11 protein-coding genes are annotated in these 16,703 nt (G+C 63.7%); 1 reads left to right on the top strand and 10 read right to left on the bottom strand.

All coding sequences use genetic code 11. The features are described from left to right. Nucleotides 1–5: 5 nt before the first annotated feature. The gene (locus ACWGTO_RS09465; RefSeq protein WP_454574589.1) at nt 6–3,371 is read right to left on the bottom strand and encodes a transglutaminase family protein; all 3,366 of its coding nucleotides are present in this window, start codon (nt 3,369–3,371) and stop codon (nt 6–8) included. A 106-nt stretch (nt 3,372–3,477) separates the two neighbouring features. Next, the gene (locus tag ACWGTO_RS09460; protein WP_454574588.1) at nt 3,478–4,674 is read right to left on the bottom strand and encodes an acyl-CoA dehydrogenase; all 1,197 of its coding nucleotides are present in this window, start codon (nt 4,672–4,674) and stop codon (nt 3,478–3,480) included. Between the two features lie 160 nt (nt 4,675–4,834). Here ACWGTO_RS09460 and ACWGTO_RS09455 point away from each other — a divergent pair, with 160 nt between their 5' ends. Then, nucleotides 4,835–5,746 (top strand): LysR family transcriptional regulator, encoded by a 912-nt coding sequence (locus tag ACWGTO_RS09455; RefSeq protein WP_454574587.1) that lies wholly within the window; start codon nt 4,835–4,837, stop codon nt 5,744–5,746. On the opposite strand, the gene ACWGTO_RS09450 is transcribed toward ACWGTO_RS09455, so the two are convergent. From ACWGTO_RS09450 to ACWGTO_RS09415, 8 genes are all read right to left on the bottom strand, one after another. Further along, nucleotides 5,747–8,068 carry a Tex family protein gene (locus tag ACWGTO_RS09450; protein WP_454574586.1) on the bottom strand — a complete coding sequence of 774 codons (2,322 nt, stop codon included), beginning with the start codon at nt 8,066–8,068 and terminating at the stop codon, nt 5,747–5,749. A gap of 175 nt (nt 8,069–8,243) precedes the next feature. Beyond that, nucleotides 8,244–9,425: a serine hydrolase domain-containing protein gene (locus tag ACWGTO_RS09445; protein WP_454574585.1), complete on the bottom strand. Its 1,182-nt coding sequence runs from the start codon at nt 9,423–9,425 to the stop codon at nt 8,244–8,246. 32 nt (nt 9,426–9,457) lie between these two features. Continuing rightward, nucleotides 9,458–10,654 (bottom strand): serine hydrolase domain-containing protein, encoded by a 1,197-nt coding sequence (locus ACWGTO_RS09440; RefSeq protein ID WP_454574584.1) that lies wholly within the window; start codon nt 10,652–10,654, stop codon nt 9,458–9,460. 59 nt (nt 10,655–10,713) lie between these two features. Next, nucleotides 10,714–11,748: an ABC transporter substrate-binding protein gene (locus ACWGTO_RS09435; RefSeq protein WP_454574583.1), complete on the bottom strand. Its 1,035-nt coding sequence runs from the start codon at nt 11,746–11,748 to the stop codon at nt 10,714–10,716. A gap of 22 nt (nt 11,749–11,770) precedes the next feature. Further along, nucleotides 11,771–12,571: an ABC transporter permease gene (locus ACWGTO_RS09430; RefSeq protein WP_454574582.1), complete on the bottom strand. Its 801-nt coding sequence runs from the start codon at nt 12,569–12,571 to the stop codon at nt 11,771–11,773. Then, the gene (locus tag ACWGTO_RS09425; RefSeq protein WP_454574581.1) at nt 12,564–13,484 is read right to left on the bottom strand and encodes an ABC transporter permease; all 921 of its coding nucleotides are present in this window, start codon (nt 13,482–13,484) and stop codon (nt 12,564–12,566) included. The genes ACWGTO_RS09430 and ACWGTO_RS09425 overlap by 8 nt, the downstream gene beginning before the upstream one ends. A 2-nt stretch (nt 13,485–13,486) precedes the next feature. Further along, nucleotides 13,487–14,587 (bottom strand): ABC transporter ATP-binding protein, encoded by a 1,101-nt coding sequence (locus ACWGTO_RS09420; protein WP_454574580.1) that lies wholly within the window; start codon nt 14,585–14,587, stop codon nt 13,487–13,489. Nucleotides 14,588–14,743: 156 nt separating this feature from the next. After that, nucleotides 14,744–16,417, bottom strand: a complete 1,674-nt coding sequence (locus ACWGTO_RS09415) for an amidohydrolase (protein ID WP_454574579.1) — start codon at nt 16,415–16,417, stop codon at nt 14,744–14,746. Between the last annotated feature and the right edge of the window lie 286 nt (nt 16,418–16,703).

The following is a 16,703-nucleotide window of genomic DNA, read 5'->3' as shown; positions in this document are numbered from 1 at the left end:
GCTGATCAGAGTCTGGGTGGCCGCCTGAGGTCAAGGGTCATCGGGAAGTCTTCAGAGGCTTCTTCGTTACGCAGCACATAGGCCGACGGCGTGTGCCCGCGCGGCTCGAAGCGCGCGAGCCGCCGCGCCTCGGCCTCGTTGCCGTTGACCGGGAAAGTGTCGTAGCTGCGCCCGCCGGGATGCGCGACATGGTAGACGCAGCCGCCTACGGCCCGCCCCGACCAGCGGTCATAGATGTCGAAGACCAGCGGCGTGTTGACCGGCAGCGCCGGATGCAGGCCCGACGCCGGCTGCCAGGCCTTGAAGCGCACGCCCGCCACCGCGACCTCGCGATTGTCCGTCACCTTCATCGGTACGACGCGGCCGTTGCAGACGATGGCATGACGTTCCGGGTTTAGGCCTTCGGTCCTGACCTGCAGCCGTTCGACCGAGGAATCGACGAACCGCACGGTGCCGCCGATGGCGCCCTGCTCGCCCATCACGTGCCACGGCTCCAGCGCCTGCCGCAGTTCCAGCTTGATGCCGGCATGCTGCACCTCGCCGCAGAACGGAAAGCGGAATTCCAGCTGCGCGTCGAACCATTCGGGGCGGAACTCGAAGCCGTTGAGCTTGAGGTCGTCGAGCACGTCGAGGAAATCCGCCCAGACATAATGCGGCAGCATGAAGCGGTCATGCAGCGAGGTCCCCCAGCGCACGAAGCGTCCGTCGAGCGGGTTCTTCCACGCGCGGGCGATGATGGCGCGGACCAGAAGCTGCTGCGCCAGCGACATGCGCGCATTGGGCGGCATCTCGAAGCCGCGGAACTCGACCAGGCCGAGCCGGCCGGTCGGGCCATCCGGCGAAAAAAGCTTGTCGATGCAGATTTCCGAGCGGTGGGTATTCCCGGTGACGTCGGTGAGCAGATTGCGGAACAGCCGGTCGACCAGCCATGGCAAGGGTGCATTGCCCTGGTCGGGGTGCGGCACCTGCGCCATCGCAATCTCGAGCTCGTAGAGCGAGTCGTGGCGGGCCTCGTCGAAGCGCGGCGCCTGGCTGGTCGGGCCGATGAACAGGCCGGAGAACAAATAGGACAGCGACGGCCGCCGCTGCCATTGCAGCACCAGGCTCTTCAGCAGATCGGGCCGGCGCAGGAACGGGCTGTCATTCGGTGTCGCGCCACCGACGACGACATGGTTGCCGCCGCCGGTGCCGGTGTGGCGACCGTCGATCATGAACTTGTCGGCGCCAAGCCGCGTCTGCCGCGCCTCTTCGTAGATCGCCGTCGTCGTCGCCACACAGTCTTGCCAATTCGAAGCCGGATGGATGTTGACCTCGATGACACCGGGATCGGGCGCCACGCGGATGACGTTGAGGCGCGGATCGTGCGGCGGCCCATAGCCTTCGATATGCACGGGCAAGCCGATTGCCTTGGCCGCGTTCTCGGCGGCTGCCACCAGTTCGAGATAATCTTCCAGCGCCTCGACCGGCGGCATGAACACGCAGAGCCGCCCGTCGCGTGGCTCGACCGAAAGTGCGGTGCGCACCGCGCCGCCGATCTCGGTGATCTCCTGCTCGACCCGGTCCTGCTGGCCGGTCGTCGCGGTGAACGAAATCGCCTGCTGGCGGCGCGCCATTTCGTCGGCGCCTTCCAGTTCTGCCGGAGCCGTTTCTGGCAGTATGGCTTCACGCGCCGGCAGCGGTCCGCGCGGCAGTGACGGATCGACCGGCACAATGTAGGGGAACTGCGCCGGCGGCACATAGGGCAGCGTGCCCAGCGGCAAGCGGTAGCCAACCGGTGAATCGCCGGGCACCAGGAACAGCCGGCCGCGCCTTGTCTTCCATTTCTCCGAACGCCAACGCGGCTCTGAAGCCGAAGCCTGGCTGTTCCAGCGCTGCACCGGCAGCACATAGCCCGACGGCTTGGTCAGCCCGCGCTCGAACACTTTCGTCATGCGGCTGCGCTCTTCCGGGTCTTCCAGCTTGGAATTGGACGGGTCGACATTGTCGGGGAGCTTGCCCTCCTTGAGCAGCCATTCGGCCGGGTCTTCATAGGCTTCGCTGACCATGCCTTTATCGATGCCGAGTTCGCCGGCGATTGCCGTCAGCAGGCTTTCGGCCTGCTGCGGTCCGACCTTCGCGTCGCTCTTCTCGCGCGCGATCAGCGACGGATCGCTCCACACCGGCTGGCCGTCGGTGCGCCAGTAGAGGGAGAAGGTCCAGCGCGGCAGGCTTTCGCCCGGATACCATTTGCCTTGGCCGTAATGGAGGAAGCCGCCCGGTGCGAAACGCTCGCGCAGCTTTCGGATCAGCGCATCGGCCTTTTCGCGCTTGGTCGGGCCGACGGCGGCGGTGTTCCATTCCGCCGATTCGAAGTCGTCGATGGACACGAAGGTCGGTTCGCCACCCATGGTCAACCTGACGTCGCCGGCCTGCAGCGCGGCGTCGACCTTGTTGCCCAGCGCATCCAGCGCCTGCCAGCTCTCGTCGGAGAACGGCTTGGTGATGCGCGGATGCTCGGCGATGCGGTCGACCCGCATGTCGAAGCCGAACTCGACATTGGCAAAGCTCGCCATGCCCGAGATGGGAGCCGCATTGCGGAAATGCGGCGTCGCCGCCAGCGGCACATGGCTTTCGCCAGTGAGCAGGCCCGAGGTCGGGTCGAAGCCGATCCAGCCGGCGCCTGGCAGATAGACCTCGCACCACGCATGTAGGTCGGTGAAGTCGACAGCAGTCCCGGCCGGGCCATCGAGCGCCACCAGATCGGGCTTCAGCTGGATCAGGTAGCCGGAGACGAAGCGCGCGGCGATGCCTAGGTTCCTCAGGATTTGCACCAGCAGCCAGCTCGAATCCCGGCACGAGCCTTTTTTCGCGGCCAGCGTCTCCTCCGGCGAGAACACGCCGGTCTCCATGCGCACGATATAGCCGATCTCGCGCTGCAGCTGCGCGTTGAGATCGACGAGGAAATTGACGGTGTTGGGCGCACTGCGGTCGATGGTTGCCAGGAAGGCCGACAGCAGCGGCCCGGCCGGTTCAGGCGTCCTGTAGATGGCGAGATCGTCGCGGATTTCTTCGGGGTACTCGAAAGGGAATGCCTCGGCCGACGGCTCGACGAAGAAATCGAACGGATTGTAGACCGTCATGTCGGCGACGAGGTCGACCTCGATCTTCAATTCCGTCACCGGCTCCGGGAAGACGAAGCGGGCGAGGAAATTCCCGTAGGGATCCTGCTGCAGATTGACGAAGTGGTTGGCTGGTCCGACCTTGAGCGAATGGCTCAGCACCTTGGTGCGGGAATGCGGCGCCGGCTGCAGCCTGATGACCTGTGGGCCGAGAACCACCGGCCGGTCATATTTGTAGTGTGTCAGATGGTAGACGGCTGCCAGGATTGCCATGGGGCCTCGAAGTTCGGTGTTTTAGCAGCCGAACCCTGACACATCTGCTGGCCAATCTCCAAGCACAGATGTTGCGGTGCACCTAATTTAAGCAGCGGAAGCCGGCTCAGAAGAAGGCTTGTATCCCCGTCTGCGCCCGTCCAAGGATCAGTGCGTGCACGTCATGCGTGCCTTCATAGGTGTTGACCGTCTCCAGATTCTGCGCGTGGCGCATGACGTGGTAGCCGATCTGGATGCCATTGCCGCCATGCATGTCGCGGGCCTGGCGGGCGATGTCGAGCGCCTTGCCGCAATTGTTGCGCTTGACGATCGAGATCATCTCCGGCGCCATCTTGCCCTCGTCCATCAGCCGGCCAACGCGCAGCGAGCCCTGGAGGCCGAGCGCGATCTCGGTCTGCATATCGGCGAGCTTCTTCTGGAAGAGCTGCGTGCCGGCGAGCGGCCTCCCGAACTGCTTGCGGTCGAGTCCATATTGACGCGCCCGGTGCCAGCAATCCTCGGCCGCGCCCATCGCGCCCCAGGAAATGCCGTAGCGGGCGCGGTTGAGGCAGCCGAACGGACCGCCGAGGCCCCTGGCATTGGGCAGCAAAGCGTCTTCGCCAATCTCGACGCCTTCCATCACCACCTCGCCGGTGATCGAGGCTCTGAGGCTGAGCTTGCCGCCGATCTTCGGCGCCGAGAGCCCCTTCATGCCCTTTTCCAGCACGAAGCCGCGGATTTCATCCTTGCCGTTCTCGCCCTTCAACTTCGCCCAGACGACGAACACATCGGCGATCGGGGCGTTGGAAATCCACATTTTCGAGCCGGAAATCTTGTAGCCGTTCGCGGTCTTCTCGGCCCGCGTCTTCATGCCGCCGGGATCGGAGCCGGCATCCGGCTCGGTCAGGCCGAAGCAGCCGATCCATTCGCCCGACGCCAGTTTCGGCAGATACTTCTTGCGCTGCGCCTCCGAGCCATAGGCATGGATCGGATACATAACCAGCGACGATTGCACCGACATCATCGAGCGATAGCCCGAATCGACCCGCTCGACCTCGCGCGCCACCAGACCGTAAGTGACGTAGTTGGCGCCGAGCCCGCCATATTCCTCCGGGATGGTGACGCCGAGCAGACCCGCCTCGCCCATCTCGCGAAAAATGCCGGCATCGGTCTTTTCCTCGAGATAAGCCTCCTCGATGCGCGGTGCGAGCTTGTCAGCGGCGAACGCCGCCGCGCCATCCCGCACCATGCGCTCATCCTCGGAGAGCTCGTTCTCGATCAGGAAAGGGTCTTCCCAGACAAACGCGTTCTTGTCGGCGGCCATGGCTCGGTCTCTCCCAAATGCATGTCGCCCAAAAGTGTTCAGCGGTTTTGGGACAACGACATGCGCAAAGAAAAATCTTGATCGCCCGGGCTTATCCGCCTCCCTCTCGAAAAAATCAAACGAAATTGCATCCCCGATCAATGAGAGATAGTAATGGATCATGAACGTCCAACGTCGCCTTTTGCCAAGCACCAGCGCCCTTGCCGCCTTCGAGGCGGTGGGCCGACTCGGCTCCTTCACCGCCGCCGCCCAGGAACTCGACTTGACCCAGGGCGCGGTCAGCAGGCAGATTGCGCTTCTGGAAGAGCAGTTCGGCCGAAAGCTGTTCGAACGCGATAGCCGAAATGTCAGGCTGTCGCCTGCGGGCGAAACCTATGCCGAAGCGGTGCGTTCGGCCCTCGGCCAATTGCGCGATGCCGCACTTGGATTGATGAGCAATCGGCATAGCGGCATGCTGAACCTTGCCATACTGCCAACCTTCGGCACGCGCTGGCTGATGCCGCTGATCCCCGATTTCGTCGCCGAAAACCCAGACATCACCATCAATTTCGTCACCCGCATCGGCCGTTTCGATTTCGCCCGCGAGCGCCTCGACGCCGCCATCCACCACGGCCTGCCCGATTGGCCAGACGCCGACTCCACGCTGCTGATGCGCGAAACCGTCATGCCCGTGGTTTCCCCCGAGTTCCTGGCCAGCCGCGACATCGCCACGCCGGCCGATATCAGCCGCCTGCCGCTGCTGCACATGACGACGCGTCCCGGCGCCTGGAGCGAATGGTTCGAAGCGCAAGGCCTCAGCGCGCCGAGCGGGCCCGGCATGCAGTTCGAGCAATTCGCCACCGTCGCCCAGGCCTGCATGGCCGGGCTTGGCGTCGCGCTGCTGCCGCAGGTTCTCATTGCCGGCGAGCTGCAGCGCGGTCAGCTCGTGCCGACACCGGGACAGCCGATGCAAAGCCGCAGCGCCTACTATCTCGTCGTCCCGCACGACAAGCGCGGTCACCCGCCGGTCGCCAGCTTTCGCGACTGGCTGCTGGGCCAGGTGGAGAAGGAGCCGGCTGTTCTGGCCTGGTAGCTACTTCCGCTTCAGCGCATCGGCCAGTGCTGCTCCGAACGCGCCTTGCTGGGCCGGCCGTTCCGGCTGACGCTGCGGCGCCGGCGAACGTGCCGCCGGCCTGCCGCCGCCATTGTCGCGCGGCCCTTTCGGTGCACCGCCCTCGCCGCCGTCCTTGCGCATGGACAGCGCAATGCGCTTGCGCTTGATGTCGACATCGACGACGCGCACCTTCACGACGTCGCCGGCCTTCACCACCTCATGCGCGTCCTTGACGAAACGGTCGGCCAGTTGCGAGACGTGCACCAGCCCGTCCTGGTGGACGCCGATATCGACGAAAGCGCCGAAGGCGGCGACGTTGGTGACGGTGCCTTCGAGCAGCATGCCGGGCTTAAGATCCTTGATGTCATCGACGCCGTCGGCGAAGGTGGCCGTCTTGAAACCGGGACGCGGATCGCGGCCGGGCTTTTCCAGCTCGGCAATGATGTCGCGCACCGTCGGCGGACCGAAACGCTCATCGACGAAGACGCGTGGGTCGAGTGCCTTGAGCGCGGCGCTGTCGCCCATCAGCGCGCGCACATCGCGGCCGCAAGCGGCGACGATCTTCTTGGCCACGCCATAGGCTTCCGGATGCACCGACGAGGCATCGAGCGGCTCGCTGCCATTGGCGATGCGCAGGAAGCCGGCGGATTGTTCGAACGCGCGCGGTCCGAGCCGCGCCACTTTGAGCAGCTCCTTGCGGCTGGCAAACGGCCCGGTCGCATCGCGATGCGCGACGATGGCGTCGGCGAGCGATGCGCCAAGGCCGGATACGCGCGCCAAGAGCGGCGCCGAAGCGGTGTTGAGATCGACGCCAACCGCATTGACAGCGTCCTCGACCACCGCTTCCAGCGAGCGGCCCAGCCGGTATTGGTCGACATCGTGCTGGTATTGGCCGACGCCGATCGACTTCGGTTCGATCTTGACCAGTTCGGCGAGTGGATCCTGCAGGCGCCTTGCGATCGACACCGCGCCGCGCAGCGACACGTCGAGGCCCGGGAATTCCGCTGCCGCGGTGGCCGAGGCCGAATAGACCGAAGCGCCGGCTTCGCTGACAATCACCTTGAGCGGCTTCGGCCCGCCATCCGAAGGCATGTCGGACAGCATGTCGGCGACCAGTTTCTCGGTCTCGCGGCTGCCGGTGCCGTTGCCGATCGAGATCAGCTCGATCTTGTGCAGGCGGATGAGCTTGGCCAGTTCCGCCTGCGTGCCGCGCACATCGTTCCTCGGCGGAAACGGATACACCGTCGTCGTCGTCAGCACCTTGCCGGTGCCGTCGACCACCGCGACCTTGACGCCGGTGCGGATGCCCGGGTCGAGCCCCATGGTTGGCCGCGATCCGGCGGGTGCTGCCAGCAGCAAGTCCTTGAGATTGCGGGCAAAGACGTGGATTGCCTCTTCCTCCGCCCGTTCGCGCAGGTCGCGCATCAGATCGAGCGTCAGGTGCAGCGACAGTTTTATGCGCCAGGTCCAGCCTGCAACCTCCATCAGCCAGCGATCGCCCGGCAGGCTGCCTCCGATGGCATAGGCATTGGCGATCATCCGCTCGACCGGCTTCACCGGCGACGGATCGTCGGCGTCGACCTCGATGTCGAGCGAGAGCACCTCTTCGTTGCGGCCGCGCAACATCGCCAGCGCGCGATGACTCGGCACATTGGCCCAGCGCTCGACATGGTCGAAATAGTCGGAGAATTTCGCGCCGGCTTCCTGCTTGCCGTCGACGACGCGGGCGCGCATGAAGGCGCGTTCCTTCATGTAGCTGCGCAGCTTGCCGACCAGATCGGCATTCTCGGCGAACTGTTCCGACAGGATGTCGCGCGCGCCGTCGAGTGCCGCCTTTGCGTCGGCCACCTCTTCGGTGACATAGGCAAGCGCCGCCTCGGCAGGCACCAGCGAACGGTCGGCAAGGATCGCCTCGGCCAGCGGCCCCAGCCCGCGCTCCCGGGCGATCTCGGCCTTGGTGCGGCGCTTGGGCTTATAGGGCAGATAGATGTCTTCCAGCTCCGCCTTGGTGGTTGCGGCGACGATCTTGGCTTCAAGCTCTTCGGTCAGCTTGCCCTGGTCGCGGATGGAACCGAGGATGGTGTCGCGACGCGCATCGAGCTCGCGCAGATAGGCCAGCCGCTCGGCAAGATCGCGCAATTGCGTGTCGTCGAGCCCGCCGGTGACCTCCTTGCGGTAACGCGCCACGAACGGCACGGTCGCGCCCTCATCGAGCAGGCCGATCGCCGCAGCCGCCTGTTCGGGCCGCGCGCCGATCTCGGCAGCGATGATGGCTGCGATGCGCTTGATGTCTGATGCCATGTCGTTCCTGCTCCAGGCAATTCCAGGAAAAGTGTGAAACGGTTTTCGGTCGGGAATTGCGTCAACCACTCTTGTCGAAAAGAGCGACGACCATAGGCGCTGATATCAGCCGCGCCAACCGCAGCGTTCTCAAGCGTCAACGAGGTCCACAGGAAAGCGCCATGCTTTCGTCGGGTCAGACCATACGGCTCAGCGCTTCAAAGAAGGCAACGATCTCGCGTTCGAGTGCCTGGTCCTCGGGCACCGGCTGCGACCCCATTTTTGCAATCACCACTTCCGCCTTCGGATTGACGTAGAGCCATTGGCCATGGATGCCGATGCCGCAGAAGGCGCCGTTTTCGTGACCCGTCTGGTACCATTTGTTGCGGTAACGTCCCTTCGGGAACAACGGCACCATTGTGCCGCGCTTCCAGGCCTTGGCACTGCCGCCGGTGACAGTTGTGTCGCGCACCCAGTCCTCCGGCACGATGCGCCGGCCATTGGCCGTTCCGCCCTGCCGCATCATCTCGCCGATCCGCGCGAGATCGCGCGGCGTCACCGAAATACCGCCGGCGGTGCGTGCTGTGCCTTCCATGTCGACGCCGATCGAGGCCTCGCTGACGGCGCCGAGCGGCAGCCACAGTTTCTCGCGCATCAGGTCGGGGAAACGCTGTCCCGAAGCGCGCTCGAGCAGGATGCCGAGGAGATCGGAATTGGGCGAGCGATAGCGGAAGGTTTCGCCATGCGGTTCGGCCAGCCGCTGCAAGGTCAGGATGAATTCGCGCAGGCTTTCCGTGCCGCCGCCCGGATTCCACAGCGTCGCCCGGCGATAACGGGCAAAGGCGCTTTCGGGATCGAGATAGGCCTCCTCGAAATCGAGGCTGACGCTCATGTCGAGCACATGCCGGCAGCTCGCATCGGCATAGGCCGAGCCGGCAGCTTCCTTGATATACTGGGTCACCGGCGCTTGCGGATCGAACACGCCCTCGCCTTCCAGTATGCCGGCGATGATGGCGGTGATCGACTTGCTGATTGAAAAGACGATGTGGCGGGCGCCGAAATCCATATTGGACGCGAACCAGTCGCCGATGATCTTGCCGCCCTTCATCACCGTCAGCGCGTCGCTGCTCGAACGCGCCAGGAATTCGGTCACCGTCTCCGGCGCGCCGGCAATCGAAACCTTTTCACCGAGCAGCTCGCCGAGATCCCGCGCCGGTGCCTCGACGCTTCCCGGTGTCGCCGCCATGGGGGCGATCGGCACCATCTCGCCGAGGTTCTGGAATGACCACCGGTTGAACGGATTTTCGCGCCAGTTGGAAAGCAGCACCTCGTTGCGGCGAAAGCCGTAGCGGGTCTCGAACGCGGTCTTGCCGGTCATGGACGTTTCCTCAAGGGATGGTTTGTTTGGGATCAGCCCAGCGCCTCGGCTATGGCGTGCACCGCCTTCAGCGTCGCCACGGAGTAGGCAACATTGCTGAAATCCGGATAGGTCGAAAGCTTGACCACGACCATGCTGGTGTCCCAGTCGATATGGATCATCTGCCCGAACACGCCCCGGCACATCAGCGCGCGCGAGCGCGGATCCTCTATCCAGAACTGGTTGCGGTAGCTGCCTTCCGGCAGGCTCGGATTGAAATCCGGCCCATGCCTGCCATTGCGCGTCGCCTCGATCCACCCGGCCGGCACGATGCCGCGGCCATTGTCGAGGATCAGCTGGCCGAAGCGGGCGTAGTCGCGCAGCGTCGCGTTGAAGCCGCCATCGGCCAGCGCATAGCCGGCGCTGTCGACCGTAAAGCAGGCGCTTTCGTCGGCACCGAGCTTCTGCCACAGCTCCTCGGACACCAGCTGAGCCAGCCGTTTGCCGGTCGCCCGTTCCATGATGAAGGCGAGCACATCGGTCTCGATCGAGCGGTACTCGAACGCTGCGCCATGCGGCCGCACCTTGTCCTTCAGCCGCAGGATCAGTTCGAACAGATGCGACGGCCACTGGAAATCCGGATCGCTGTCCGGCGGCACCGGCTTCCAGCCGGTGGCGACATCGACCTGGCCGATATCCGAATAGCGATCGGTATATTCCTCGGAAAAGCACACACCGGTGGTCATGTCGAGCACATGCTGCACGCCGGCGCCGGCCCAGCCGGTCTCGGCGAGCTCCGGCAGATAGGCGGTCACCGGTTTGGCCGGATCGATCAGCCCACGCCCTACCAGTATGCCGAACACTGTGCCGGTTATCGACTTCGCCATCGACTGCGACAGGTGCAGCGTGCGCTCGTCCATGCCGTTGAAATAGCGCTCATAGGCGACCTTGCCGTTCTTCAGGACGAGAAAGCCGTCCGCATAGGTTTCGTCGAGCAGACCGGCAAGCGTTGTCGGGCGGCCCTCGCTGTCCTCCACCGACAGCGCGTCGAGATCTCTCTCTGCGCGCTCGAAACGGTGGCGATGGCCATTGCCGCGCCAGACCTCGATGGTCGGAAGGAATTCGCGGATGTGCTGGAAGGCCCAGCGGTTCCAGGGCGGCCGGTCCCAATCCAACCTCGGCGGCACCAATTGCGGCGGCGAGCCCTGCATGATCAGTGGCCGCGGATCGCTGTTGCGATAGGAGTCCATGAAAGCCATTCCAAAGAAAAAGCCCGACGGCCTCTGCCGCCGGGCCTGTCAGACTGCCGTTACTTCTGCAGTTCGGTCCAGATCTTGGTGTAGATGTCCTGGATCTCCGGCGCGCACATCTTCTGGAATTCGCCCTGTGCCTTCGCGGCCTCCGGAATGACGACTTCCGGCGCGTCCTTCATATCGGCCGGCATGTACTTGTCCGAGCCGGTGATAGCGTTGGCGTAGCGGTGGAAAGCCGAGAGGCCGGCCGCGTTTTCCGGATCCATGATGAAGTTCTGGAACAGTTTTGCGTTCTCGACGTTCTTGGCTTCCTTGAGAACGACGACGTTGTCGCTCCACAGGCCATAGCCTTCCTTCGGATAATTGTAGTGGATGGCCGGGTTGGCCAGCCGCTGGCGCAGCGCCGAGCCGTTCCAGTCACTGGTTGCCTTGAAGTCGCCGGCGCCCATCTTTTCGATGGTGTTGTATTCCATTGCGATCCAGTTCGGCTTGGCCGCGACAAGCGTATCGCGCACCTTCTTCAGCACCGCCTTGTCGTCGGTGCATTGCTGGCCGCCGACATATTTGATCGCCGCGAAAATGACGTCATTCATCTCGGGAACGACATTGGTCTTGCCCTTGAGCTCGTCCGGCGTGTTGAAGATGATGCCCCACGAGTCAGCCGGCCCCTTGTAGACGTCGGTGTTGACAACGACACCGACGGTGCCCAGCGCCCACGGCACCGAATATTTGCGGCCGGGATCGAAGTCGGGATTGGCCCATTCGGGCGCGACGTTCTTGAAGTTCTCCATCTTGCCCGGATCGGTCTCCTGGACGAGGCCTTCCTTGATCCAGATCGGCACGTAGGTCTGCGACGGCACGGCGATGTCGAAACCGGTGCCGCCCTGGCGAACCTTGGCCAAAGCGGTGTCGTTGGAATCGTAATCGGTGATGGTGACCTTGACGTTGTATTTGGCTTCGAACTTCTTGATCACGTCGGGGCTGGTGTAGTTGCCCCAATTGTAGATGTTCAGCTCGCCATCAGCGCGGGCGAGGCCCGTCGTTGCGAGCAGCGCCAACCCCATGGCGGCTGTCGTTGTTTTCCAGTTCATGGTTTTAACTCCCATTGTAGGTTCAGTCTTGTTTCCTGCTGACAAAGAAAAACAACGTGACGATCGCGACCGAAAGCAGCAGGAAGGCGGTCGATATCGCGTTGATCTCGGGTGTGATGCCGCGGCGGATCTGCCCGAGCATGTAGGTGGGCAGCGTGTCCTGGCCGCCCGACTTGACGAACTCGGTGATGACGACGTCGTCGAGCGAGATAACGAAGGCCAGCATCAGCCCGGCCAGGATGCCGGGCCACAAAAGCGGCAGCGTGATGCGGCGGAAGGTCTTCCATGGCGTGGCGTAGAGATCGGCCGCGGCGCGCTCAAGCGTCAGGTCCATGTTCTCAAGCCGCGCCCGGATCGGCAGATAGGCGAAGGGAATGCAGAACGCCGTGTGCGCGGCGATCAGATAGCCGAGGCCGGAATAGCCGGTGAAGATCTTGATGCGCGAGAAGAAGATCAGCAACGCCACGCCGGTGACGATCTCGGGCACCATCAGCGGCTGGTTGATCGCCGCATATTTGAAGGTCAGGCCGGGATAAGGCGCCGTGCGCGTGGTGGCCAGTGCCGCCATGGTGGCAAAGATCGTCGACAGCACTGCTGCGACGGCGCCGATCTGGAATGAGCGCAAGGTGGCGTCGATCACTTGCGAATTCTGGTAGGCCGACAGGAACCACCTCATCGAGAACCCGCCCCATTCGGATGTCGAGTTCGACGCATTGAAGGCGTAGGCGACCAGCACGATGATCGGCAGATAGAGCACGATGAAACAGGTCGCGGCGATCGCCGTGAAGCCGGTCTGGTGCTTGATGGAAAAGTTCTTAGCCATGCCGCACCCCCGACTTGCCGGCATTGCGCACATAGGCAAGCAGCGCCACCATGACGATGATCATCACCGTGATCGACAATGCCGAGCCAAGCGGCCAGTTGCGGCCTTGGCCGAACTGCAATTCGATCAGGTTGGACAGCATCATGTTCTTGCCGCCGCCAAGCACGCTGGGCGTCACATAAGCGCCGAGCGCCGGAATGAAGACCAGGATGGAACCGGCGATGACGCCGGGTTTGACCAGCGGGAAGATGATCTTGCGCAGCACCTTGAAGCGTGTCGCGTAGAGATCGTAGCCCGCCTCGACCAGCCGGAAATCGAGCTTCTCCATGCTGGCATAGATCGGCAGCACCATCAGCGGCAGGTAGACATAGGCCATGCCGATCAGGATCGCGGTGTCGGTGTAGAGGATCTGCACCGGGGCCGAGACGATGCCGAGCTTGAGCAGGATGGTGTTGATGATGCCTTCGTTGCGGATGATCTGCAGCACGGCGAAGGTGCGGATCAGAAGGTTGGTCCAGAACGGAATGGTGATCAGGAACAGCCAGAGATCCCTGGTCTTCTCACTGCGCGTCGCCATGAAATAGGCGGTGGGAAACCCGAGCGCCAAAGTGGCGATGGTCGTCACCACCGCCAGCTTGATCGAACGCCAGAAAATGGTGACATGCGCCGCCGCAAGCGAAAGCGTGTCGTCGAAAATGTCGCGTTCCATGAACACCGACAGCCATGCATCGGGCGAAAACTGCCACTTCACATCGCCATAGGAGCCGGGTGTCAGGAACGAGTAGACCAGCACGATCAGCAAGGGGCCGGTCGCGGCGAGAAAAATCACCAGCAATGCCGGCGCTGACAGCAGCCAGCGGTCGCGCACATCGCGCCGCTCCACTGCCTTGGCGACTTCTTCCGCGGTCGCCATGATCAGTCCTTCAGTACTTGCGCGGCGTCGTTGCCGATCGCGATGCCGACGTGGCCGCCCTGCACGATGCCGTCGCCGGCGCCGCGGCTGTTCTGACGCCGCACGATGAACGGTTCGCCACCGGCAAGGCGCAAGTGAAAGTGCGTGTCGGTGCCGAGATAGACGATGTTCTCGACAGTGCCGGACAGCGAAGCGCTCGGGCTGGCTGCCCCCAGTTGCGCATGCTCGGGACGCACGACGATCGTGACCTTACCGCTGGGGCTGAAACCTTCCGGCAGCGAGGCCGGGATTTCCACGCCAGAGGACAGCTTCACCGTCGCCCGGCCACCAGTCGCGCCGACCACGTCCGCCTTGAGGAAATTCGACTCACCGATGAAATCGGCGACGAAGCGCTCGGCCGGCCGGTCGTAGATGTCGCGCGGCGAGCCGACCTGCAGGATCTTGCCAGACGACATCACGGCGATGCGGTCCGACATGGTCAGCGCTTCTTCCTGGTCATGGGTGACGAAGATGAAGGTGATGCCGGTCTCGTGCTGCAGCCGCTTCAACTCGATCTGCATTTCCTTGCGCAGCTTGTAGTCGAGCGCCGAGAGCGGCTCGTCGAGCAACAGCACCTTGGGCTGTGGCGCCAGCGCCCGGGCGAGTGCCACGCGCTGCTGCTGGCCGCCGGAGATCTGGCTGGTGCGGCGACCCGCCAGCGCCTCCATCTTCACCAGCTTGAGCATCTCGCCGACGCGTGCCGTGATCTCGGCCTTCGGCTTGCCCAGCATTTCGAGGCCAAAGCCGATATTGTCGGCGACGGTCATGTGCGGGAACAGCGCGTAGGACTGGAAGACGGTGTTGACCGGCCGCTTGAACGGCGGCAGTGGCGCAATGTCCTGGCCGTAAAGCAGGATTTCGCCGGCGGTTGGAAAGTCGAAGCCGGCAATCAGCCTCAGCAACGTGGTCTTGCCGCAGCCGGATGGTCCCAGCAGAGTGAAGAACTCGTTCTCGCGGATGGATACCGAGACCGTGTCGAGGGCAGCGACCTGCCCTTCTCCTGATCCGAAAATTTTGCTGACGTTTACGACTTCAATTGCATTCCGATCCGGTTTGTCCGGCACGATACGCCTCACTGTTGACCCCGCTCTTTTCGGCGGGGTTTTTCCCCTGTTCGATGTGACCACACGGCCGGTAGGTTGGCAAGTCCGGCCTTGAACCACAGTTCAGTCAGTCAATTCGCCCTGCAAGCTGCAAGCTTCGCAAGCCGCATGCCATTCTCAGGCCTGGTAGGTAACCTTGCCTCCACAGACCGTCGTCACCGGCCGTACCTTGTGCAGGTCCGCCGGCGCCGTCTTCTCGATATCGGCCGAAAGAACGACCAGATCCGCCATATAGCCCGGCTTCAGCCCGCCTTTGCGGTGTTCGGCGAATTCAGCATAGGCGCCCTCGACCGTATAGGCGGCAAGCGCCTCCTGCAGCGAGAAGCTCTGGTCCGGATCGGTTTCTGCCCACGGTTTGCGCAGCATTGCCGCCTGGATGCCCAGGATCGGGTCGATCACCGCCACCGGCCAGTCCGACGCGAACACGACATGCGCGCCCGCATCCTTCAGCGTGCGCCAGGCATAGCTCAGCGGCCAGCGGGCCGGCCCGATGCGCGATACGGTCGGCTCCAGCGGAAAATCCATGGCGCCGGGCGGATGCGGCGGCTGCATCGAGGCGATGACGCCGAGTTCGGCGAAACGCGGCACATCGGCGGCGGTGGTGACCTCGATATGCTCGACCCGGTGCCGGCTGTCGCGTTTGCCGTTGGCCTTCTGCGCCGCCTGGTAACCGTCGAGCACCGCGCGCACCGCGCCATCGCCGATCGAGTGCACGGCGATCTGCAGCCCGCGTTTGTCGACGGCCACGGCGAGATCGATGAATTGCTGCGGCGTGAACAGCGGCTCGCCGACCCAGTCGGGACGGTCCGCATAGGGCTCGACCATCACCGCGGTCCAGGAGTCGAGCACCCCGTCATAAAACACTTTGACCATGCCCGATGACAGCCACTCGCTGTCGTAGCGCTCAGCCATCACGGAGGCCTTGTCGAGCATGTCGAGCGTCATGAAATTCTTGTAGTGGAACGGGATTTTGACGCGGCAGGGCAAGCCTTCCTCGGCCTCGATCTCGGAAAGCAATTCGAGCTGGTAGAGATTGCCGTCCATGTTCTGGATCGAGGTGATGCCTTGGCGCGCGCACCAGGCAAGCCCGCGCCGCATGATGTCGCGGTCGGCGGCGCGCTCGACGGCCGACGGCATCGGATCGGGCTCACCGCCGGTCGACAGCCCCAGCCGCACCCGGCTCTCGCCGGCCAGGTCGAGCACCGGACCGAACGCCTCCCCCTCGCGCAATTCACCAGCGGCCAGGCCATCCTCGCCCATGACGATCTCATTGCCCGGACCGAGCGTACGCCCCTGCAGAATGCCGGCCATCTCCAGCGCTTTGGTGTTGGCCCACATCGTGTGATGGTCGGGCGCTGCCATGCAGAAAGGGCGGTCCGGCAGAATGGCGTCGAGATGATGGCGCGTCACTCGCTCGGCGCCGAGCACGGTATAATCGACGCCCTGCCCGACCAGCATCTTCGCCTCGGGCCGCGTCGACGCATAGTCGCGGATCGCCTTCTGCAGCGCCTCGAAGCCGTGGATGCCGCCAAGCTGAAGATGCGCGAGCTCGGCCCCACCCGAAAACAGATGCATGTGGGCTTCGATGAAGCCTGGGATCACCGAGCCGCCCATGGCGTCGATGGTCTTTGTGGCTGGTCCCTTGAGTTCTTCGATTGCAGCGCGGCTGCCGATGGCGATGATGGCGCCGTCCTTGACGGCAATGGCCTCGGCGGCGGGATTGTCATCGTCCATGGTCTGTACGCGACCATTGATGACGATCAGATCAGCACCCGCACCCGTGACAGACATCGCGACTCCGCGCTTTTGACGACTGACTGAGACCGGCAACCCTCTTGTCCGACAACCTTCACTCCGCTGGCGCGGCGCTATCGGGCGAAAACTGATGCCAGTGCGCTGTTTTGAAATTCCCCTTGTGATCTCCGAAAACAGCGTGGATAAAAGAATGCGACTAATTATTCGCGTTTGTCAACGTGCCGAATTTCGAATGTATTTTGGACAACACCCAGCGCCAGTGTTGAGACCCAGCGGGCGACGAGGACATCAGCCGTGAAGCGCAGTCTCAGCCGCGAAACCA

This window comes from Mesorhizobium sp. PL10 (genome assembly GCF_053714315.1).
This window is presented reverse-complemented; position numbering and strand designations above follow the sequence as displayed.